The following is a 20,474-nucleotide window of genomic DNA, read 5'->3' on the forward strand; positions in this document are numbered from 1 at the left end:
ATGAAGTTAGCCATTGTTACGGCCTGCCCGAACGGTATGGTCACCAGTGTGCTGTGTGCCCGTTTGCTTGATGCGGCGGCCCAGCGTCAGGGCTGGAGCACCAGTGTCGAAGTCAACGATGCCGCGCACCCTGAACGCCAATTGTCGGCGGCCACGATCGAGGCGGCCGAGTGGGTATTGCTGGTGACCAGTGCGCCGGTGGATATGTCGCGATTCGTCGGCAAGCGGGTGTTCCAAAGTACCCCGGCGCAAGCCCTGCAAGAGGTTGAAGCGGTGCTGCGTCGCGGTGCTGAAGAGGCTCAGGTTTACGTTGCCCCCGAAGCTGTGGTCGAGCCTGCCGCCCCCGTAAAAAACGCCCCGCGTTTGGTCGCGATTACTGCGTGTCCGACCGGCGTCGCTCACACGTTCATGGCCGCTGAAGCCTTGCAGCAAGCGGCCAAGCGTCTGGGCTACGACCTGCAAGTGGAAACCCAGGGCTCGGTCGGTGCGCGCAATCCGCTGAGTGCAGCGGTAATTGCCGATGCGGACGTGGTGCTGCTGGCCTGCGATATCGAAGTCGCCACCGAGCGTTTCGCCGGCAAGAAGATTTACCGTTGCGGCACTGGAATCGCCCTCAAACAAGCCGAGGCGACGCTGAACAAAGCGTTGGCCGAAGGCTCGCAGGAAACCGCTTCGAGCGGTGCCAAAGGCCCGGCCAAGCAAGAGAAAACCGGTGTCTACAAACACCTGCTGACGGGCGTGTCGTTCATGCTGCCGATGGTGGTGGCGGGCGGTCTGATGATCGCCTTGTCGTTCGTGTTCGGCATTACGGCGTTCAAGGAGCCGGGCACGCTCGCGGCGGCATTGATGCAGATCGGCGGCGAGACCGCGTTCAAGCTGATGGTGCCGCTGCTGGCGGGTTACATCGCCTACTCGATCGCCGACCGTCCGGGCCTGGCGCCGGGGATGATTGGCGGTCTGCTGGCAAGCACCTTGGGCGCCGGTTTTATCGGCGGGATCATTGCCGGTTTCATCGCCGGTTACGCGGCGCAGGCGATCAATCGTTATGCGCGCTTGCCGCAAAGTCTTGAGGCGCTGAAACCGATTCTGATCATCCCGTTGCTGGCGAGTCTGTTCACCGGTCTGGTGATGATCTACGTGGTGGGTAAACCGGTGGCGGGGATGCTCGCAGGGCTCACGCACTTCCTCGACAGCATGGGCACCACCAACGCGATTCTGCTCGGTGTATTGCTGGGCGGGATGATGTGCGTCGACCTTGGCGGGCCGATCAACAAAGCCGCGTATGCATTCTCGGTGGGGCTGCTGGCGTCGCAAAGTTATGCACCGATGGCCGCGACCATGGCAGCCGGCATGGTGCCGCCGATTGGCTTGGGCATCGCTACGTTTATTGCCCGACGCAAGTTTGCTCAGACCGAACGCGAGGCCGGTAAAGCGGCGTTGGTACTGGGGTTGTGCTTCATCTCCGAAGGCGCGATTCCGTTTGCCGCGAAAGACCCACTGCGGGTGATCCCGGCGAGCATTGCCGGTGGTGCGCTGACCGGTGCGTTGTCGATGTATTTCGGCTGCAAACTGATGGCGCCGCACGGCGGATTGTTCGTGCTGGCGATCCCGAATGCGATCAACCATGCGCTGTTGTACTTGCTGGCGATTGTGGCGGGGAGTTTGCTGACGGCGGTGGCGTATGCGGTGCTCAAGCGGCCGGAAGTCGTTGAGCTGGCGCTGGAGCCAGCCAAGGCCTGACACCCAACCCTGTGGGAGCGGGCTTGCTCGCGAAGACGGACTGACATTCAGCAATTATGTTGGCTGTTAGACCGCTTTCGCGAGCAAGTCGGATCGCCGCACCGCCGCTCCCACAAGGGTCTGCTGTGTTGGCAGATTTCTGTGTCATGTCCCGGTAACGTCGCCATGCTGCATTTTTCTTTAAATCCAGGCCCTGAGTTGCGCGCCATTCAAGGCTCACTCGTAGCTGCTGAGATACAGCATTAGTTCCTTGGGGAGTTCAATCATTGCGAGATTCTCAATGGCTGTAACCTGCTTGGCGGATAGTCGATGGCTTGCCATGGCATCCTCTTCTTCATGCCAAGCCATTATTGGCTTCAGGGCATCCGTTGTAATGGACCGGGACAAATCCATCTCGAATACAGCCAAGTCATCGTTTTCAGGTATTCCGTAAATCTGAAACTTCAGTTCGTATTTCATGGCGGTGGAGTAAATCAATCAACGCACACCAACTGCACGATGTGGTTTGCGTCTCCCAGGATCTTGCCAGTCCAGGTTTCAAGTGTTTGCACTTGTTCTGGAGAAAGGTCGTAGCCATCAAACTCATCCTCTGGTGTTTGCCAATCCATTAGTTTTGCTAGCTCTTCGTGACGGCTTTTGGGTATTTCCACACTCAGGAGAAGTTCCTCACTGTGTCTGTCGAAGACCTCTATTACGTGTGTCATTTTTCTACTTTCCTAGACGGGTCAGCTGGCTTGGTTTGCTCCCCTGTTTGCGGGTCGTACTCCCCAAGGTGTTTTCCTTGCTTGGTGTACATCTCAACGGTGCCATGTTGCGAGTCCCACTCATAAATCCTTCCTGAGGGATCTTTCCATCGCCGACGTTTTTTACCACCACCACGCACTGAAGTTTTTAACGGAGCAGGTTTTATATCTGGAAAAGCCGGGAGTGTCGTAGGAGCAGGGCGGTATTTGTAGTCTCCAGGCACACTCAGAACAATATAGATCGGCTCAAGTCCAGCATCTGCAGGAAACCAGATGATCGCATCCTGATACTCGGGCGGATGCTCGGGGTTCACTAGTGCTTTATTGGCTTGCTCGGTGGGCGGGTACACCCATACAGACGGTAGTTGCGGGGCGCCTTCCAATGCAGGAATTCCTAGTACAACGTCGTCGTAAGACTTTTGTCTGGCATTGCGCTCGGCTAACTCAGTCGGGGTCATGTCTCGCAGGTAACGGTATCCGATGCCCGATCCGCCGCCACCACCGCCATGCTCCCAGACTTGGGGGATGTCCTTGTTGCGAGCCATAGGCGTCCTGTTCTGAGTGTGGCTGGGGAGCCTCGAACCTACTTGGCTCGCTCAGGGCTGGCGTTAGGACGTTTCCTAAATGTGGCGCTGAAATTTCCTATTCCTTGATAGGGGCGGGAGCTGCGATGTTTTGCATCAAAGTGCCGTCGTCCTGGGGCTACAGAACGTTGCGTCGTTGCCTACAACTGCGCCAGAATCCGCCGGCTTGTGCGCTTTGGAGGTCGTCGGTAACTTGGTTCGTGTCACTGATCCTCAGTGATCGGGTTTAGTAGCCCATGGTTGTCAGTAATGTGCATGAGCTCCATTCAGTCAGGTATTCATATCCCTGCACTTGATGGTGGTTGTGCGTAGGGCGCCTTTGGGCGCGCCGGTATTGCTGACTCCCCCGGTCTACTAACCTGCGCACAGCCGCCACCCTTCTTTTAGTAGAGAAGCGAAACGGCTCCAGTCTGGAGCAGCAAATTATGTTCAAGGTAACGCCTAATCCGCCGGACACTGACCCGGCATCCCCAAACGAAAACCTCGATTCTGAAAAGCTCTACGATACCGTTGACCGAGTCCTCGATCCCCCGCGCCAACCCAGTAACATCTTCCTCATCGCCCCCGATATCGATAACCAAACTCTGCTGGAATACGCCTGTGAATCACTGGCATCAGCGAACGTCATGGCAAGTGACTTCGCGAGGTATCTGCAAGGATCGCAATGCAACACGATGTTGGGGATTCAGCAGTCGATCATGTTGGGAGAACTGGCGGTGAATCGGGTGCTGGATAATCTGGATCCGCCCGCCTAGCCGCCGGATACTGTGGGAGCGAGCTTGCTCGCGATGACGGACCGACATTCAACAAATATGTTGGCTGTTAGACCGCTTTCGCGAGCAGGCTCGCTCCCACAAGGGATCTGCTGCATTGGCAGATTTCTGTGTCATGTCTGAGTCATCCAGCCGTGTTTTAGTTTTCCTTTTTCAGGGAGAGCACCATGAGTGAATTCGACCTCGGTCGCCGTCGTGTCATACAAGCCGTCGGTGCCGGGCTGTTGTTGCCAGGCCTGGCGCCGGCGGTGATTGCCTCGGTCAAGGATCGTCCGCAACTCACCGATGGCGTGCAGTCTGGCGACGTGCTGGGCGATCGGGCGATGATCTGGAGCCGATGTGATCGTCCGGCGCGAATGGTGGTGGAATGGGACACCCGCAGCCTGTTCAGTAACCCTCGTCGTTTTGTCTCGCCATTGGCCGTCTCCAATACCGATTTCACGGCCCGCGTCGAACTCACTGGCCTGCCCGCGGACCAGGCGATTTTCTACCGCGTGCACTTCGAAGACGCCCAGAGCGGCGTCGCCAGCGAACCCTGGTTCGGCCATCTGCGCAGCGTGCCGAAAACCCGTCGCGACATCCGTTTCGTCTGGAGCGGCGACACCGCTGGCCAGGGCTTCGGCATCAACCCGGACATCGGCGGCATGCGCATCTACGAAGCCATGCGTTTACGCCTGCCAGACTTCTTTATCCACAGCGGCGACACCATCTACGCCGACGGCCCCGTACCTGCGCAGCTCACTACAGAGAGCGGCCGCGTGTGGCGCAACATCACCACTGAAGCCAAGAGCAAAGTCGCCGAAACCCTCGACGACTATCGCGGCAATTACCGCTACAACCTGATGGACGAAAACATCCGCCGCTTCAACGCCGAGGTCCCGCAGATCTGGCAATGGGACGACCATGAAGTGGTGAACAACTGGTCGCCGGGCAAGCAGTTGGATGATCGCTACAAGAGCAAAGATATCCACAGCCTGGTCGATCGCGCGCGTCAGGCCTGGCTCGAATACGCACCGATGCGGTTGCAGAGCGCCGATGGCGGCGGGCGGATTTATCGCAAGCTCGGTTACGGTCCGTTGCTCGATGTGTTCGTGCTCGATATGCGCAGCTATCGCGGGGCGAATGACGCCAACCTGGGGGCCGCTAAAGCGTTCCTCGGACGTGAACAGCTGGACTGGCTCAAGCGTGAATTGAAGGCCTCCAATGCCCAGTGGAAAGTCATCGCTGCTGATATGCCGATTGGCCTCGGCGTACCGGATGGTGAGGTCAGCCCCGGTGTGGCGCGCTGGGAAGCCGTGGCCAATGGCGATCCGGGTCCGGCCCAGGGGCGTGAACTGGAAATCGCCGAATTGTTGGGTTTTCTGCGGGCGCAGCAGGTGCGCAATTATGTCTGGCTGACGGCGGACGTGCATTACTGCGCCGCGCACCATTACCACCCGGACCGTGCGGCGTTTCAGGATTTCGAACCGTTCTGGGAGTTTGTCGCCGGGCCTTTGAGTGCTGGGAGTTTCGGGCCTGATTTGCTGGATAAGACCTTTGGCCCGGAAGTGGTGTTCGAGAAAGCACCACCGGCACAGAACACCTCACCGTTTGCCGGGTTTCAGTTTTTTGGTGAGGTGAATATTGATGGGCAGACGGGGGAGATGAGTGTGGTGTTGCGGGATTCGGATGGGGTTGGGGTGTTTGAGCAGAAGCTGCAGCCGGAGTGAAAAGAAGTCGAGAGTTGTACACCTGACCCCTGTGGGAGCGAGCTTGCTCGCGATGGCGGCGTCTCAGTCAACAACTGCAGTGACTGTTAAATCGCTATCGTCGGAACGCCGCCCGGAGCAAGCTCGCTCCCATATGGGATGTGGGGGGTCAGTAGACGTCGCGGCGGTAGCGGCCTTGCTCGATCAGGCGGTCGACCTCTGCAATTCCGAGTATTTCGTTGAGCACGTGATCCACGCCTGAAGCCATCCCTTGCAAGCTGCCGCAGATGTAAATAACCGCACCCTCGGCCAGCCATTTTTTCAACTCGCCCGCCGACTCGCGCAGTAGATCCTGCACATAAATCTTCTCGGCCTGGTCTCGGGAAAACGCCAGGCCCAACCGCTCCAGATCCCCCGAAATCAGCCACTCTTCAAGCTCGGCACGGCACAGATAGTCATGTTCCCGATTGCGTTCGCCAAACAGCAGCCAATGACGCTGCTGCCCATCGGCAATCCGCGCCTTGAGCAAACTGCGCAGCCCGGCCAGGCCGGTGCCATTGCCCAGCAGGATCATCGGCACCGGTTCGACCGGCAGGTGGAAACCGCTGTTGCGTCGTACGCGCAGGCTGATGGTGCCGCCCACCGGGGCGTGTTCGGTCAGCCAGCCGGAGCCGACGCCCAGGCTGCCGTCGGGATGCAGTTCCTGGCGCACGATCAGTTCGAGGATGCCATCGGCGGCGATCGAGGCGATGGAGTATTCGCGCATGGCCAGGGGCACCAGCGCATCCACCAGCGCCTGGGCATGCAGGCCGACCAGGTGAGCTCTGTTTTCCGGCAGTTGTCTACTGGCGAGGGCTTGCTCCAGCGGTTGCGACAAGCCACCGAGCGCAACCGTAGCGCGACCGTCAATGCCCAGGCCATCGAGGAAATGTTCGATCGCCCACGGACAATTGCGCGGTAACACTTCCACCAGATCGCCGGCCAGCCAACTGCTGGTGGTAGGGGCGGTGAGGCCCAGCAAGTACACACCAGAACCCGTGCTGTCAGGGTTGAGCAGTTCGCGGCGGGTCAGGTTCCAGTTGTCGTAGCTTGGCGCTTGCCAGGTGTCCACGGGCGCCTGTCCGGTCAGCAGACCCAGTTGCTGCTGCCAGTGACGCAAGGCGTAAGGGTCGCCGCTGTCGACCTCCACCGGCGCGAACAGAGTCTTGCCGCCGTGCTCGCCCAGCCATGTGTGCAAGCGTCGAGCGAAACCGCAGAAATGTTGATACTGCCGATCACCGAGGCCCAGCACGGCGTAGTTCAGGCTTTCCAGGCTCAACGTCCGTGCCAGCACTTTGCGCTCAAACCCCCGGGCGCTGTCCGGCGCTTCACCGTCGCCGAAGGTGCTGACCACGAACAGCGCATTGCCGGAATCACGCAGATCCTGCTCGCTGACATCCGCCAGCGGCTGAACCTTCACCGGCAGGCCCGCAGCCTGCAATTGCCCGGCGGTCTGCCACGCCAGTTGCTCGGCAAAGCCGCTCTGGCTGGCGAAGCCGATCAGCCACGCCGGTGCGTCATTGTCCGGTTGTGCGAGGTCTTTGCGGGCCTCCTTGATCTGTTTTTTCTTGCGTCGACGATCGAGGTACAACAACCAGCCAGTAACAAAAAACAGTGGCATCGTCAGTGCGCTAATCGTCAGGATGATCCGCCCGATGATTCCGAAATAGCTGCCGACGTGCAGCGCGTAAATGCTGGTCAGCAGTTGCGCCTTGAGGCTCTTGTCGCTGTAGCGATCATGCCGCGCGACGATGCCGGTCGCCGGGTCCAGCGTGATCTGGTTCAGCGCACGGTCGTGGGGTGAGGTGTTCAACAGGTAGAACACGGTGGCCGATTGTCCGGCCACGGGTGGCATGCGGATGTTGTAGGCACTCAGTGCCGGACCGGCGGCGCTGTAGATGCTGCTCCACATCGCGGCGTAGTCGGCGGTGGGGGCCGGGCCGCTTGGCGCCGGGCCGCGACCGCCGCGAGCGCGCTCGTTCTGCGGTGAGTCGGAAAGCAATCGGGTCAGGCCCTTGTTGTACCACTCATAGGACCAGGACAACCCGGTGAGCGCTGCCAGGAGGTAAAACACCAGGCACCAGGTGCCGGCGACGGAGTGCAAATCCCAGTTGAAGCTGCGGCCCTTTTTCTTCCAGTCGAGGGTCAGCCAGGCGCGCCAGCTTTTCCACTGGCGCGGCCAGCGCAGGTAAAGGCCGGACAGGCAGAAGAACACCAGTATCAGCGTACAGGCACCGGTGATCTGCCGACCGCTATCGCCCATGGCGAGGAAGCGGTGCAGTTGCAGCATCAGGCCGAAGAAGTCCTGGCCAGTGGCGTCGCCCATGAACTCGGCGGTGTATGGGTCGAAGTAGCGCATCTGCCCACGGCGCTCGCCCGGTGGCGGGGTAAAGGACACCCGCGCGGCGTTTCCGCTGTCGGTCTCGACCCAGAGCATCGCGACTTTTTTGCCGGATGCACCCTCGATTTTTTCCACCAGTTCGGCGGGCGGCAGGACGCCGGCGACCTGCTTCTCGACCTGCAGCACAGAAGGGTTCAGCGCGCGCAGGATTTCATCCTGAAACGACACCGTCGCCCCGGTGATGCCCATCAGGGCCAGGACCAGTCCGGCGCTGATGCCGAAAAACCAGTGCAACTGGAACAGGGTTTTCTTCAACACGTCGCTCGCCTTGTTCGTTCGAAAATAATGATCACGGCGCGCATTATGCCGTGGGTTGTCGAGAAACATTCTTTATTACGCACAAAAGCCCCGTTCACCTGGATGAACGGGGCCCTGGTCTTCACGCTTCTATCAGAAGTGAAAGTTGGTGCTCAGCAATGCCGTACGGCCCGCCGCCTGGTTGGCGAAGTGGGTCGCGAAAGCTTTGTCGTAGTAGGTTTCATCGGTCAGGTTCTGTACGTTCAGTTGCAGGTCGACGTTTTTGCTCAGCTTGTACGCGGCCATTGCGTCGTAACGAACGTAGGAATCAACCATGGTGGTGTTGGCCACGCTGCCGAACACATCATCGACATAAAACGCACCGCCACCGATGGTCAGCTTCGGCGTGACCTGATAAGTCGTCCACAAGCTGGCACTGTTTTTCGGTGTGTTAGGCAGCTCGTTGCCTTCGGTGGCGCGGTTCAGCGGGCCGCCATCGACCTGCTCGCTGTCCATGTATGCGTAACCGGCGAACACTTGCCATTTGTCGGTGATCTTGCCGCTGGCCGACAGTTCGATACCTTGAACGCGGGTTTTTCCGGCGTTTTCATAGGCGGTTGTGTCGACTTGAACGCGAGCGTTTTCTTTCTCGGTACGGAAGATGTCGGCGGTCAACGACAGGCGATCGTTCAGCAGGTCCCACTTGGTACCGATTTCGTAGTTCTTGGTGGTTTCCGGCTCCATGTCGCTTTTGAGCACATCTTTGTTGCGATCAACCGTGCCACCCAGCGGGTTGCCGTCCATGCCTTCGCCGAGGGTGGCGCCAGGTGGAGTGGCAGAAGTCGCGTAGGACGCATAAATGCTGCCGTTTTCGGCCGGCTTGTAGACCACACCGAATTGACCGGTGACGAATTCGCTGGTGTCTTTGCCTTTTGCAGGTACGCCTTTGTTTAGGACAGTCGCCCCTGCGCTGTCAAAGGTGCGGTACTGGGTGTCGAAATGGTCATAACGCAGACCCATGTTCACCAGCCATTGCTCGGACAACTCCAGCGTGTCGAACACATACAGCGCATAGGTGTTGGCTTTGGTGTCGGTGCCAGCGTAGTTACGCGAGATTGCACCGTTCCATGGGTCGTTCGGGTTCGGGTTGGACAGCGAGGTGCAGTTGTAGCCGCTCGGCGCACCAATCAACGCCGGCGAGCAGTTGGTGGTCGCGGCAGCTGTTCCCGGGGTGGTGTCGGTGTTGACGTTATACGAGGACTTTTCGCTTTCCTCGCGGCTCAACTCGATACCGGTAGAGAAGCTGTTTTTGAATCCGGCGATGTAGACGTCGCCAAACAGATCGGTCTGGTTGGTGGTGGTTTCGGTGTTGCTGACCCGGGTGTTGGCCCGACGCCAGACGCTGCCGTTGTTGACGTTGCCCTTGCTGTCGTCCGGCTGGGTCAGGATGTAGTCCTGCATGCTGGTGCCGTGGCGCAGGGTGTTCTTGACGGTCAGCGCGTCGCTCAGATCGTGCTCGATGGCGATGGTTGCGGTGTCGGTGCGACCCTTGCGGAAGTCGCGGCCGTCGAGGCCGTAGAAGTTGCTGCTGTCGCCGCCATCGTCAGGCTTGTCCGGGTTGGACTTGGTGCGAGCCGTCGAGCCCGCGACCGGAATGCTGTATGGAATGCCGGAATCTGGCGTGTCGTTGCTTTCCAGGTGGTAGTAGTCGAGGTTGACGCGAGTGTCGGTGCCCAGGCCGAAGGCCAGCGACGGTGCGATACCCCAACGGTCGTAGTCGACGCTGTCACGGCCAGCAACGTTGCTTTCGTGGCTCATCAGGTTCAGACGGCCAGCGGCGGTGTCGGTGAACTGATAGTTGCCATCCATGGTGTAACGCTGGGTCTGGTCGGAACCCCAGGTGAAACCGCCATCGAGCGAATTGCCAAGGTGCGCCTTTTTGCTCACCAGGTTGATGCTGCCACCGGCAGCGCCACGGCCGCCCATGGCCGAGTTCGGGCCTTTGCTGACTTCGATCGACTCAACGGCGAAGATCTCACGACTCTGGGAGCCGGTATCGCGCACGCCGTCCAGATACGTATCGCCCTGGGCATCGAAGCCGCGGATGAATGGGCGGTCGCCTTGCGGGTTGCCGCCTTCACCGGCACCGAAGGTGATGCCTGGAACAGTGCGCAGGGCGTCCTGCATGTTGAGGGCGCCAGTGTCCTTGAGCACTTGTTGCGGGATGACGGTGATCGAACGCGGCGTGTCCACAAGCGGTGCGGTGTACTTGGGCGAGGAGGCTTTTTCGACGTTGTAGGAAGTCTCGTCCTGGGTCTCGCCGGTGATAGCGGTAGCGCCCAGGGAAATCACGTTGCTCGGTGCTTTTTCGTCGGTCTTTTCAGCCGCGAAAGCCATGTGGCCCGCAGAGCTGGCAGTGATCGCCACGCCAATTGCAGACGCGAGCAAACGCGGTGAACTGACCGGTAATTGTGGTTGTTGGCGTGACATGAGAATTCCCCTCCCCAAGGATTTGAGGCCGCGGAATATAGGGTAAACAGGTATTTGTATCAATTGCGAAACGTTACTATTCGCGAGGAATTTACATTCTTTACAATTTACCCTTACGGTTTTTGCTGTCTCGTTCGTCACAGGGGTTTTACAGAGTCAATAAGAATCAATACCATTGCCGCCTCTTTGTCTTCAGGTGTCATCCCATGCTGCTGCACATTCCCGGCGTGTTCGCGAAAGAAGAAGTGCAGCGCATCCGTGAGGCTCTGGAGCAGGCAGATTGGGCCGACGGCAAAATCACCGCCGGTTATCAGTCGGCCAAGGCCAAGCACAATCTGCAGCTGCCTGAAGGTCATCCGCTGGCCAAGGAAGTCGGCGCGGCGATGCTGGAACGGCTGTGGAAAAATCCGCTGTTCATGTCGGCCGCGTTGCCGCACAAGGTCTTTCCTCCGTTACTGAACTGTTACACGGCCGGCGGCAGTTTCGACTTTCACATCGACAACGCCGTGCGCCAGCCCAAAGGCAGTCTCGAGCGAGTGCGCACCGATTTGTCGGCCACTCTGTTTTTCAGCGAGCCGGACGACTACGACGGCGGCGAACTGGAAATCCAGGACACTTTCGGCACCCAACGGGTGAAGTTGCCGGCCGGCGACATGGTTCTGTACCCCGGCACCAGCCTGCACAAGGTCAACGCCGTGACGCGCGGCACTCGCTACGCCTCGTTCTTCTGGACCCAAAGCCTGGTCCGCGAAGACAGTCAGCGCGCCTTGCTGTTCGAGATGGACGGGGCGATCCAGCAGCTGACCCAGGACATGCCCGATCACCCTTCGCTGATTCGCCTCACCGGTACTTATCACAACCTGTTGCGTCGCTGGGTCGAGGTATGAGTTATCGACTGCGCCGCGAGGAAGTCCTCGACGGTGATCGTCTCAAATCCATGCTCGACGAAAGCCCGGCGCGCGCGGCACAGGCGATTCTGATCGCTGCCCGCGAAGGCGTGCTCGATGCTCAGGCCTTGCTCGGGCAGATTCTGCTGGACGGGCAGGGTATCGAGCAGGATCAGCGGCTGGCCGTGCGCTGGTTCGAGATCGCCGCCCAGGGCGGGCACTTGATGGCGCGGAACATGCTCGGTCGTTGCCATGAGCAGGGTTGGGGTTGTACTGCCGATGCGTCAGTTGCCGCCGCGCATTATCGCGTTGCAGCTGAAAGTGGTCTGGATTGGGCGATGTACAACTACGCCAACCTGCTGGCGACCGGGCGCGGCGTTATTGAAGATCACGCGCAAGCGTTGAATCTTTATCGCCGGGCAGCGGAACTGGGCCATGCAAAATCGATGAACTTGCTGGGACGATATCTGGAGCAAGGCCATTTTTGTCCTGCTGATCCTGTGACGGCGTTTGATTGGTATCGACGTTCGGCGCTGGGCGGTGATTTTCGTGGGCAGTTCAGTTATGCCAGTGTTCTGGTGGAACTCTCGCACATCGAAGAAGCGCTGGTCTGGTATCGCCGGGCAATGCACGCGGGGCATTCGGCTTTTTTAAGTATCGCGGCGCAGACACTGTCGAACGTGCCCCACGCGCAAGTGCAAGCAATGGCCGTGGAATATCGCGCACGGGCAGCCAACCAAGTAAACATTTGAAGTTCGCCGTCGGCTTGTCACGCGAGTGGATTAGTTGCTTGCTCGCCAGGCGTTGGTATTTTTTATAAACATATCCTCGTAAGTTTGCACTTTGCAGCGGCGCTGCATTGTGTTTTATTTCCAGTGCGCAGTTTGAATGGTTGTAATGTTCCGGCTCTGCAAATCACGTTATTAAATATTCAATTGTGTGTTGACTAATTAAAGGAATAATTATGTCTGGTAATAAGTTGTGGGATGACGCTCTGAAAAACGCTTCTCCCGAGCAAATATTGCAGTACGCCGCTGAAGCTCCGGCGCGGTTAATCAGTGCATCCGCTTCGGACTTCAATAGCGATGTACGTGCCACGGGATTGTTGCTGACTAAAAAACAAATCATCGATCTGCACAAGTATCAGGCTGCCGCTTTCAGGCTTCCTCGCACTTTGAAAGACGTTACTGACTATCTGCGTTTCGGTGTCGGTCAGAATGGTGGCCCGGGCCTTTACCCCGAAGACTTCCTGACCACTTTTCTCAATACTCACAACCATGCCTCGCGTTGGACGGACTTGCGCGAACGCATCATGATGACGGGCCGCGGCCTCAGTAACTTCGCAACGAGCATGCTGACGTATGGTGCATCGATGGAAGAAGTCTACTCCGACGTAAGGGCTGGCAATCTGCTGGACCTGCACGACATTAAAACGGTTGAACAACTAAGAGCGCTGGAGGCCGCGTTGGGCGACAAGTTTCCAGGTCTGCAACTGGAAAGCGATACGCTGAGTGATTTGGGTTATTTTCTCGACAGGATATTTGAAGAAGTTGATAAGAACTTAAATATTACTCGCGGCATCAAGAAAGATCTCGATGCGTTTGGTATGGATCTTCAGGAATACATTCTGCCTGGCATCCAATACAAGGTTGATTTGATAAAAAATAATACCTTGTCGGCAGAAATAAAAAATCTCCAAGTGAAAATTGATGATCGTTCCGCCGAGATTGAACTAAAGAATACTGAGTACAAAGCGGCCGTTCAGGAGGCATTGAAAGCCGCGGCTGGTATGAACATTGTCGGGTTGGCGATGGCTATCTATATGGGCGTCGAAGCTGAAAACATTCGTGCAGCGCGTAACGAACTGTATGCCCAACAGGATCGCGACATTCTGAAGCTGGACAGCATGAATCAGACCTTGGGTTCTCTGGCGCGTGTAAAGCACGACTTGCAGAGTCTTGAAATCGTGGCAATCGATGCCGAAATCGCAACAAAAAACCTTATCTATACCTGGAACGTCTTGCACGATGCTGTCGCAAACTCTTCCAAAGCTATCGCTACCATCAACGATGCGTTGTCGCTGCGACAGTTCATCGCGCAATTCAGGCTGGTCGTTAATCCATGGAGAAAAATCGAGACCGATGCCGACGCTCTTATTCTGGTGTTCAAGGAGGCGCAGGAGGAATTTTCACGCAATAACTCGTTGGGAGCACGTTCAATGAATGTTGTAAGCCTGTTCAATTCGGCCTATCCGCCGCTGGATTTGGCGGCATTAAGTACCCATCACGAACACATGCGTAATGCGCGCATTCAGGCCAATACCTGGCAGGTCAAGCTTGGTTATTTGCCGGACTTGTTCAGCCGCTTCGACAGCGTTGTCAGAGAGGTCGGTCGGGGAAGCAACGAGTTACAAGGCGCCGCTCAGACCAGCAAGTACGAACTCGAAATCATTCAGCGCGGTCTTGAAGACCTCGAAAAAGAACGACTGAGCGAGGCTGACCCGCTAGTTATCGAAGAAATCGATGGCGATCGTAAGGGACTCTTGAAGCAGGCAGCCGATGTAATCAAGGAGAAGTCGTCCAAAATTGACCAATGCCTGGCGAATATCAGCGATTCGTTCGATCGACGCCTGGTCCAGACTTACCTGGTTGATTTTGCGCACGAAGAGCAAATGGCCAAAGATGAAATCAGTGATCTGCAATTGAAGTTGCAGGCGTTCATGGATGAGCGCAAAACCATCTCTGAAGCCGTCGCTACCCTGAAAAAGGCAGGCATTGAAGCACTTGGCAAAGACATTGAACTGACCCTTGCCAAGGTCACTCAGTTGGGCCTGGCTCCTACAGAAATTCAACTGGTGATGATGGCGATCGACCAACTTAAAAAAACATTAATCGACGCCGGCAAGACAATTGCTTTTATCGACATGCTTCGCGAGAGTGACAAGTTGAAGCTGAAGATTGATGCCCTGGTCGAGAAGATTGATGTCGAGAATTCAATTATTCAGGCATCACTCGGCAGGACTAAATACTTGCAGGCGATTCTTTCGATAGAGGACTCGCGACATGAATACGCCACTGTCTATAGCGGTGCTGCGACAGCTTATCGGCAGTTCCTGACGGCCACCGCCGCAGCGCAATTTGCCGATGTCGAAGCGCTGGACAATGCATTCAAGGTGCAGGCACCGCTGTTTATCAAGTTCCTCGCGCCCGTGTCGGTGCCAAGGCGCTGACAAACGGATGACCACGGACTGCCAGCGGCAACGTTGACGCTGGCAGTCGAGGTTTTGTCAGGCCAAGGAGAGACTGATGCTGGATTATTTATTGGCAGAAAAGAATTTTGCCTCGTTGAAGCAATACATTGTTTTTTTGAACGACTTGCCTGGCGCACTTGGGGAAATCAACCGGTTCTCAGATTCTATCGCCCGATCCGGATATACCTTATTGCCTCGGCCCGATTCTCAGGCATTGATTCAAGTTGCGCGTGGCAACGCGGTCTGCTGGCGAGCGATCGGTATTACCGTACCTTGCCTTGGTAACGTGTCGACTCGGGTACTGCAGGATGTGAGCGGTTTTATCCGCGAGTTTCAGGCGATTGTCAGCGTTACCGAGAATCGGCGTTTGGCGATTTCGGTAATTGATCCGCAGCAGTTCGCCGTTGTCAGATCTGCCGGTTGGGGCAATGCGCCCTGTGCCAATGTGATTGATGTGATGCGCGAACTCTATGCGCGGCTCGAACGTTGCCAATATGCAGTGACGGACTTCAAGTTGCAGGTAACTAAACTTGCGGTGTCGATCCACAGCATTTTTATTCGCTTCATCGAATCGCTGACATTGCCGTTAAGTACCGAAGGCCCGATGTCCAAGATTGAAGCCTATTACACCTTGGGTCGAATTGGGTTGCCGGGCATGGATTACGATCCTGGCCAGCCGTACTCGCAAACGCAACGGCAAGAGATGTCCCGAGCGCACATGGGACGCCTTGGCGATCTTTACCGGCAAGCCAGCATCGCCGCATGCAACCTCGGTGATTTCTGCTACCGCTGGACCTACATGCTCGATGAAACCAAACGGTCGCTGGCAACTCATTATCCTCAGCAAACGATGCTGCGTGCCAAGACCTCTTTGCCGATGATTACCGGCTCACTGGAGGATGTTAAATCCATGTCTGACCAACTGCTGAAAATGGCCAGAGTCTTCTAATAAAAAAACCCATGACACTGTCATGGGTTTTTCATTGGACGCTTGAAACTCGAAGCGTCAGTTACACGTAAAACGACTTCAACGGCGGAAAGCCATTGAACTCAACGGCGCTGTAGCTGGTGGTGTACGCACCGGTCGACAACCAGTACAAACGGTCACCAATCGCCAGGTTCAGCGGCAAACCGTACTTGTAGTTTTCGTACATGATGTCAGCGCTGTCGCAGGTTGGACCGGCGATGACCACTTCTTCCATCTCGCCTTTCTTCTCGGTCCAGATCGGGAACTTGATGGCTTCGTCCATGGTTTCGATCAGGCCGGAGAACTTGCCCACATCCGTGTACACCCATCGCTCTACCGCGGTACGGGATTTACGCGCTACCAGCACTACTTCACTGACCAGGATGCCAGCGTTGGCGATCAGCGAACGGCCCGGTTCCAGGATGATTTCCGGCAGCTCGTCGCCGAAGTCTTCCTTGAGGAAGCGGATGATTTCTTCAGCGTAGGTTTCCAGGCTGTTGGTGCGGGTGATGTAGTTGGCCGGGAAGCCGCCGCCCATGTTGATCAGCTTCAGGTGAATGCCGTCTTCTTCTTTCAGGCGTTCGAAGATCACTTTGACCTTGGCGATCGCCGCGTCCCAGACGCTGATGTCGCGCTGTTGCGAGCCGACGTGGAACGAGATGCCGTACGGCACCAGGCCCAGGTCGCGAGCGAGGATCAGCAGGTCCATGGCCATGTCGGTCTGGCAGCCGAATTTGCGCGACAAAGGCCAGTCAGCGGTGGTCGAGCCTTCGGTGAGGATGCGCACGTAGACTTTCGAACCCGGTGCAGCCTTGGCGATGTTGCGCAGGTCGGCTTCGGAGTCGGTGGCATACAGACGCACGCCCTTCTCGTAGAAGTAGCGAATGTCTTTGGATTTCTTGATGGTGTTGCCGTAGCTGATGCGATCCGGGCCAACGCCCTGGTTCATCACTTTATCGAGCTCGTAGATCGAGGCGATGTCGAAGTTCGAGCCTTTCTCTTTGAGCAGGTCGATGATTTCGACGGCCGGGTTGGCCTTGACCGCGTAGTAGACCTTGGCGAATTCGAAACCGGCGCGCAGGTCGTCATAGGCCTGGCTGATCATCGCGGTGTCGATCACCACGAACGGGGTTTCTTGTTTGTCGGCGAAGGCCTTCATTTTGTTGAAGGTATCGCGCGCGAAATAGTCTTCGACGTTGATCGACATGCTGGGAACTCCTACTGGCAAACTAGATTAATCAATGGGTGCGAGGGTGTGTCATCAATGAAATCGCGAGTGCGTTGCGCCTGAGCGCGTGCCAGGCAAGGCGCAGGCCGCCGCTCATGGTCATTCCCTTCGCAAGGCCTGCAACGCAGCATGGCGCGCGCTCAGGCACAACCCGAAGGGCCGGGCCTGCTTTTGCGCAGGGCTGCGTTGCTCGTCCCTTATTTGGAACAACCAAACCGCGGGCCTCACGCCTTGCCCTGCGCAAAAGCAGGCTCCGGCGCACTCGTGATTTCATTGATGACACACCCTCCTGAACGTCCTCCGTATCCCCACTTTGGTTCGCCTACTTCCCAAGGCATGTCGCCGAAAGCAAAAAGGCCATGGGAAGCGGTGCTTTCCCTTGGCCTTGCTGTCTCGTCGTCAGTACTTGAGCCGGATGGATCGTTTCCAGCACGGACGTTCGGCGCGAACTTTAGGGCGTGAGGGGCTTGAGATCAACAAAAAATGTCGCGTTTTTACACGCATCCGTCGTGCGGTCCCGGACAGCTACTGATGTAACCGACCTGCATGACAGTGTGATGTTCCCGTAGAGGGGATATTTGAGGTGTTTCAGGCGGGATATGTGGTGCTGCCATTCGCGAGCAAGCCCGCTCCCACAGGGGATTTGTGTTGATGCATGGATTGCATGCACATCACAGGTCCAATGTGGGATCGGGCTTGCTCGCGAAGGCGTCGGTCAGGCCACCGCAGTCTCAGCCGGCGACACAATGCTGGTCTTGCCACCACGGGACTTGCCGGAGCTCAAGTACTCGGCAATCGATTCCTGGGTCACTTCCCCGAGGAACACCCGCTCGGCATCCATCACCGGCAGCCAAGAGCGATTGAATTCGTACATGCGCGACAGCAGGATGCGCAAATGCTCGTCAAACGCCGCCGTGGCGTTGAACTCGCGCAGGTATTGCGCGCAGGTGCCGGTCTGACGGTGCAGGTCGCGACGTCGTACGTAACCCAGCGCCTTGTTGTCGGCGCAAGTCACCACGACATAACGACGGTCCAGTTCGTCCATCAACTCCAGGGCCTCGGCCACCGGGGTTTCCGGGCTCACCGACGGTGCGTTGTCCGCCGCGTCCTCGGCTTTCACCAGCAACAAACGCTTGAGCGTGCTGTCCTGACCCACGAAGTTGCTGACGAAATCATCCGCCGGGTGTGCCAGCAACGTGTCCGGATGATCGATCTGCAGCAGCTTGCCGGCGCGGAAGATCGCAATTTTGTCGCCCAGCTTGATCGCTTCATCGATGTCGTGGCTGACCATGATCACGGTCTTGTTCAGTGCGCGTTGCATCTCGAAGAATTCGTTCTGGATCATTTCGCGGTTGATCGGGTCGACCGCGCCAAACGGTTCATCCATCAACAACAACGGCGCATCCGCCGCCAGCGCGCGAATCACGCCGATCCGCTGCTGCTGACCGCCCGACAATTCACGCGGGTAGCGATTCAGGTACTGCTTGGGTTCCAGCTTGATCATGCTCATCAACTCGCGGGCGCGGTCGTGGCATTTCTGTTTGTCCCAGCCCAGCAGACGCGGAACGATGGTGATGTTTTCCTCGATGGTCATGTTCGGGAACAGACCGATCTGCTGGATCACATAACCGATGTTGCGACGCAGGGTCACCGCGTCGAGATCAGTGGTGTCTTCGCCGTTGATCAGGATCTTGCCGGAGGTCGGCTTGATCAGGCGATTGATCATTTTCAGCGTGGTGCTTTTGCCGCAACCCGATGGCCCGAGGAACACACAGATCTCGCCTTCATTGACGGTCAGGCTTACCGAGTCCACGGCTTTCACATCTTTGCCGTTGCTTTGGAAGGTCTTGCTGAGGTTTTGAAGTTCGATCATTTCAGGAGTCCTTTTGGAGTCAGCGTGCGTTGCAGCCATTGCAGAAGCAGGTCGGCGAAGATGGCCAGGAGACTGACCAGCACGGCGCCGACGATCAGCATCGACATGTCGCTGCGGCTGATGGAAGCGAGAATGAGTACACCGAGGCCACCGGCACCGATGGTCGCGGCGATGGTCATGACACCAATGTTCATGACCACGGCGGTGCGCACACCGGCGAGGATCACCGGCACCGCGATCGGCAGCTCGACCATGCGCAGGCGCTGGCCGAAGGTCATGCCGATGCCACGGGCGGCTTCGCGAATGCCGGGATCGACGCCGGTCAGAGCGAGGTAGGTGTTACGCATGATCGGCAGCAGCGAGTACAAAAACACCGCAGTGATCGCCGGCATCGGGCCCAGGCCCTGGCCGAATTTGGAGTAGAACGGCAGCAGCAGGCCGAACAGGGCAATCGACGGCACCGTCAGCAGCACCGTGGCGCTGGCCTGCAAGGGGCCGGCGAGGGTCGGGAAGCGCGTCATCAGGATGCCCAGCGGCACGCCGACCAGAATCGCCAGGGTCACGGCAATACCGACGAGGGTGATGTGCTGCCCGGTCAGTTGCAGGACCAGCGGCCAGTCGAGATGGGAAAAGGCGTTCAGAAATTCCATGTCTTTTCCTCCTTATTTGATGGGATGCTGGCGCAGGAAATCGGCGGCAACGGATGAAGGGCTTTCGTGATCGACATCGACCCGCGCGTTGAGCTGGCGCATGGTGACGTCGTCGAACAGCTCGGCCAGCGGCTTGAGTTCTTCGGCGAGTTTCGGGTGAGCGTCGAGGTAGACCTGACGCACCACCGGCGCAGCGGTGTAGTCCGGGAAGTAATGCTTGTCGTCTTCCAGCAGTTTCAGCTTGAAGGCGTTCAAACGACCGTCCGTGGTGTAGACCAGACCGGCAAACACCTGACCATTGCGCAGGGCGGTATAGACCAGCCCGGCGTCCATCTGGCGGATGTTTTTGCGGGTCAGGTTCATGCCGTAGAGGTCGACCATGCCGTCCAGACCGTCGGAGCGGTTGGCGAACTCGGTGTCCAGGGCGACGAGGTGATTGGTCTTCGCCTCAGCCTGCATCACCGTGTTCAGCTCGCTGATGGTGTTGATCTGCGGATACGCCTTCGCGGTGTTTTCTGGCAGGGCCAGGGCGTAGGTGTTGCTGAATTTCGACGGGGTGAGCCAGATCAGGCCTTTTTTCGCGTCGAGTTCTTTCACCTTGGCGTAGGACTGAGCGCTGTCGAGCTTGTCAGTGATGTGGTTGTAAGCCACCAGCGACACGCCGGTGTATTCCCACATCAAATCAAGCTGACCACTTTCGTGGGCGCTGCGAGCCAGGTTGCTGCCCAGACCGCCGGTCACCTGAGTGTCGTAACCCTTGGTGCGCAGGTATTGGGAGGTGATTTCCGCCAGCAGGGTTTGTTCGGTGAACACCCGGGCGCCGATGCGGATCACGGGTTTTTCAGCGGCTTGGGCAAATCCTGCGAACAGCAGGGCGCAGCCTAAAATTAAGCTACTGCCTTTTAAAAAAAGAGCTTTCATAGA

At 57.6% G+C, this 20,474-nt stretch carries 15 protein-coding genes and 1 pseudogene; 7 read left to right on the forward strand and 9 right to left on the reverse strand.

All coding sequences use genetic code 11. The features are described from left to right. On the forward strand, positions 1–1,740 hold the full coding sequence (locus tag ACMXYH_RS05035; protein ID WP_415766486.1) for a PTS fructose-like transporter subunit IIB: 1,740 nt from the start codon (positions 1–3) through the stop codon (positions 1,738–1,740). Positions 1,741–1,956: 216 nt separating this feature from the next. Here the strand turns inward: ACMXYH_RS05035 and ACMXYH_RS05040 are convergent, their stop codons facing one another. The 3 genes and pseudogenes from ACMXYH_RS05040 to ACMXYH_RS05050 all read right to left on the reverse strand — a co-directional run. Further along, positions 1,957–2,217 carry a hypothetical protein gene (locus ACMXYH_RS05040; protein ID WP_256657678.1) on the reverse strand — a complete coding sequence of 87 codons (261 nt, stop codon included), beginning with the start codon at positions 2,215–2,217 and terminating at the stop codon, positions 1,957–1,959. Continuing rightward, complete coding sequence (locus tag ACMXYH_RS05045; RefSeq protein WP_415766488.1) at positions 2,214–2,444, reverse strand: DUF7683 domain-containing protein; 231 nt, start codon at positions 2,442–2,444, stop codon at positions 2,214–2,216. The genes ACMXYH_RS05040 and ACMXYH_RS05045 overlap by 4 nt, the downstream gene beginning before the upstream one ends. Then, positions 2,441–2,884 (reverse strand): annotated as a pseudogene (locus ACMXYH_RS05050) (colicin E3/pyocin S6 family cytotoxin); the annotation flags it as partial. The gene ACMXYH_RS05045 and the pseudogene ACMXYH_RS05050, both read right to left, overlap by 4 nt. Before the next feature lie 608 nt (positions 2,885–3,492). Between ACMXYH_RS05050 and ACMXYH_RS05055 the strand changes: the two are divergent. Both ACMXYH_RS05055 and ACMXYH_RS05060 read left to right on the forward strand, forming a co-directional pair. Then, entirely contained in the window at positions 3,493–3,822 is a 330-nt protein-coding gene (locus ACMXYH_RS05055) for a DUF6124 family protein (protein ID WP_415766490.1), read from the forward strand. A gap of 185 nt (positions 3,823–4,007) precedes the next feature. Further along, complete coding sequence (locus ACMXYH_RS05060) at positions 4,008–5,549, forward strand: alkaline phosphatase D family protein (protein ID WP_415766492.1); 1,542 nt, start codon at positions 4,008–4,010, stop codon at positions 5,547–5,549. 148 nt (positions 5,550–5,697) lie between these two features. Here the strand turns inward: ACMXYH_RS05060 and ACMXYH_RS05065 are convergent, their stop codons facing one another. Together ACMXYH_RS05065 and ACMXYH_RS05070 are read right to left on the reverse strand one after the other, a co-directional pair. Next, complete coding sequence (locus ACMXYH_RS05065) at positions 5,698–8,226, reverse strand: PepSY domain-containing protein (RefSeq protein WP_415766493.1); 2,529 nt, start codon at positions 8,224–8,226, stop codon at positions 5,698–5,700. A 132-nt stretch (positions 8,227–8,358) separates the two neighbouring features. Beyond that, positions 8,359–10,695 carry a TonB-dependent receptor gene (locus ACMXYH_RS05070; protein WP_415766494.1) on the reverse strand — a complete coding sequence of 779 codons (2,337 nt, stop codon included), beginning with the start codon at positions 10,693–10,695 and terminating at the stop codon, positions 8,359–8,361. Positions 10,696–10,901: 206 nt separating this feature from the next. Here ACMXYH_RS05070 and ACMXYH_RS05075 point away from each other — a divergent pair, with 206 nt between their 5' ends. From ACMXYH_RS05075 to ACMXYH_RS05090, 4 genes are all read left to right on the forward strand, one after another. Next, on the forward strand, positions 10,902–11,582 hold the full coding sequence (locus ACMXYH_RS05075) for a Fe2+-dependent dioxygenase (RefSeq protein WP_415766495.1): 681 nt from the start codon (positions 10,902–10,904) through the stop codon (positions 11,580–11,582). Further along, entirely contained in the window at positions 11,579–12,334 is a 756-nt protein-coding gene (locus ACMXYH_RS05080; RefSeq protein WP_415766496.1) for a tetratricopeptide repeat protein, read from the forward strand. Before ACMXYH_RS05075 ends, ACMXYH_RS05080 begins: the two co-directional genes overlap by 4 nt. Positions 12,335–12,546: 212 nt before the next feature. After that, a complete protein-coding gene (locus ACMXYH_RS05085; RefSeq protein ID WP_415766497.1) occupies positions 12,547–14,811 on the forward strand; it encodes an alpha-xenorhabdolysin family binary toxin subunit A in 2,265 nt (754 codons plus the stop codon). A 76-nt stretch (positions 14,812–14,887) separates the two neighbouring features. After that, positions 14,888–15,781, forward strand: a complete 894-nt coding sequence (locus ACMXYH_RS05090; RefSeq protein ID WP_415766498.1) for a hypothetical protein — start codon at positions 14,888–14,890, stop codon at positions 15,779–15,781. 61 nt (positions 15,782–15,842) lie between these two features. On the opposite strand, the gene ACMXYH_RS05095 is transcribed toward ACMXYH_RS05090, so the two are convergent. From ACMXYH_RS05095 to ACMXYH_RS05110, 4 genes are all read right to left on the reverse strand, one after another. After that, positions 15,843–17,006, reverse strand: a complete 1,164-nt coding sequence (locus ACMXYH_RS05095; RefSeq protein ID WP_033058084.1) for a type III PLP-dependent enzyme — start codon at positions 17,004–17,006, stop codon at positions 15,843–15,845. Positions 17,007–17,742: 736 nt separating this feature from the next. Further along, positions 17,743–18,900 carry an osmoprotectant ABC transporter ATP-binding protein OsmV gene (locus tag ACMXYH_RS05100; protein ID WP_008148962.1) on the reverse strand — a complete coding sequence of 386 codons (1,158 nt, stop codon included), beginning with the start codon at positions 18,898–18,900 and terminating at the stop codon, positions 17,743–17,745. Next, complete coding sequence (locus ACMXYH_RS05105; protein ID WP_008148960.1) at positions 18,897–19,550, reverse strand: ABC transporter permease; 654 nt, start codon at positions 19,548–19,550, stop codon at positions 18,897–18,899. Before ACMXYH_RS05105 ends, ACMXYH_RS05100 begins: the two co-directional genes overlap by 4 nt. A 12-nt stretch (positions 19,551–19,562) precedes the next feature. Further along, complete coding sequence (locus ACMXYH_RS05110) at positions 19,563–20,471, reverse strand: glycine betaine ABC transporter substrate-binding protein (RefSeq protein WP_415766499.1); 909 nt, start codon at positions 20,469–20,471, stop codon at positions 19,563–19,565. Positions 20,472–20,474 lie beyond the last annotated feature (3 nt).

This window comes from Pseudomonas frigoris, assembly GCF_047758635.1.
GTDB lineage: Bacteria > Pseudomonadota > Gammaproteobacteria > Pseudomonadales > Pseudomonadaceae > Aquipseudomonas > Aquipseudomonas frigoris.

Bases quoted from the DNA above. Each gene is read 5' to 3' on its own strand.
- ACMXYH_RS05035 (WP_415766486.1), top strand. From the start codon at position 1: ATGAAGTTAGCCATTGTTACGGCCTGCCCGAACGGTATGGTCACCAGT.
- ACMXYH_RS05045 (WP_415766488.1), bottom strand. From the start codon at position 2,444: ATGACACACGTAATAGAGGTCTTCGACAGACACAGTGAGGAACTTCTC.
- ACMXYH_RS05055 (WP_415766490.1), top strand. From the start codon at position 3,493: ATGTTCAAGGTAACGCCTAATCCGCCGGACACTGACCCGGCATCCCCA.
- ACMXYH_RS05060 (WP_415766492.1), top strand. From the start codon at position 4,008: ATGAGTGAATTCGACCTCGGTCGCCGTCGTGTCATACAAGCCGTCGGT.
- ACMXYH_RS05070 (WP_415766494.1), bottom strand. From the start codon at position 10,695: ATGTCACGCCAACAACCACAATTACCGGTCAGTTCACCGCGTTTGCTC.
- ACMXYH_RS05075 (WP_415766495.1), top strand. From the start codon at position 10,902: ATGCTGCTGCACATTCCCGGCGTGTTCGCGAAAGAAGAAGTGCAGCGC.
- ACMXYH_RS05080 (WP_415766496.1), top strand. From the start codon at position 11,579: ATGAGTTATCGACTGCGCCGCGAGGAAGTCCTCGACGGTGATCGTCTC.
- ACMXYH_RS05085 (WP_415766497.1), top strand. From the start codon at position 12,547: ATGTCTGGTAATAAGTTGTGGGATGACGCTCTGAAAAACGCTTCTCCC.
- ACMXYH_RS05090 (WP_415766498.1), top strand. From the start codon at position 14,888: ATGCTGGATTATTTATTGGCAGAAAAGAATTTTGCCTCGTTGAAGCAA.
- ACMXYH_RS05095 (WP_033058084.1), bottom strand. From the start codon at position 17,006: ATGTCGATCAACGTCGAAGACTATTTCGCGCGCGATACCTTCAACAAA.
- ACMXYH_RS05100 (WP_008148962.1), bottom strand. From the start codon at position 18,900: ATGATCGAACTTCAAAACCTCAGCAAGACCTTCCAAAGCAACGGCAAA.
- ACMXYH_RS05105 (WP_008148960.1), bottom strand. From the start codon at position 19,550: ATGGAATTTCTGAACGCCTTTTCCCATCTCGACTGGCCGCTGGTCCTG.
- ACMXYH_RS05110 (WP_415766499.1), bottom strand. From the start codon at position 20,471: ATGAAAGCTCTTTTTTTAAAAGGCAGTAGCTTAATTTTAGGCTGCGCC.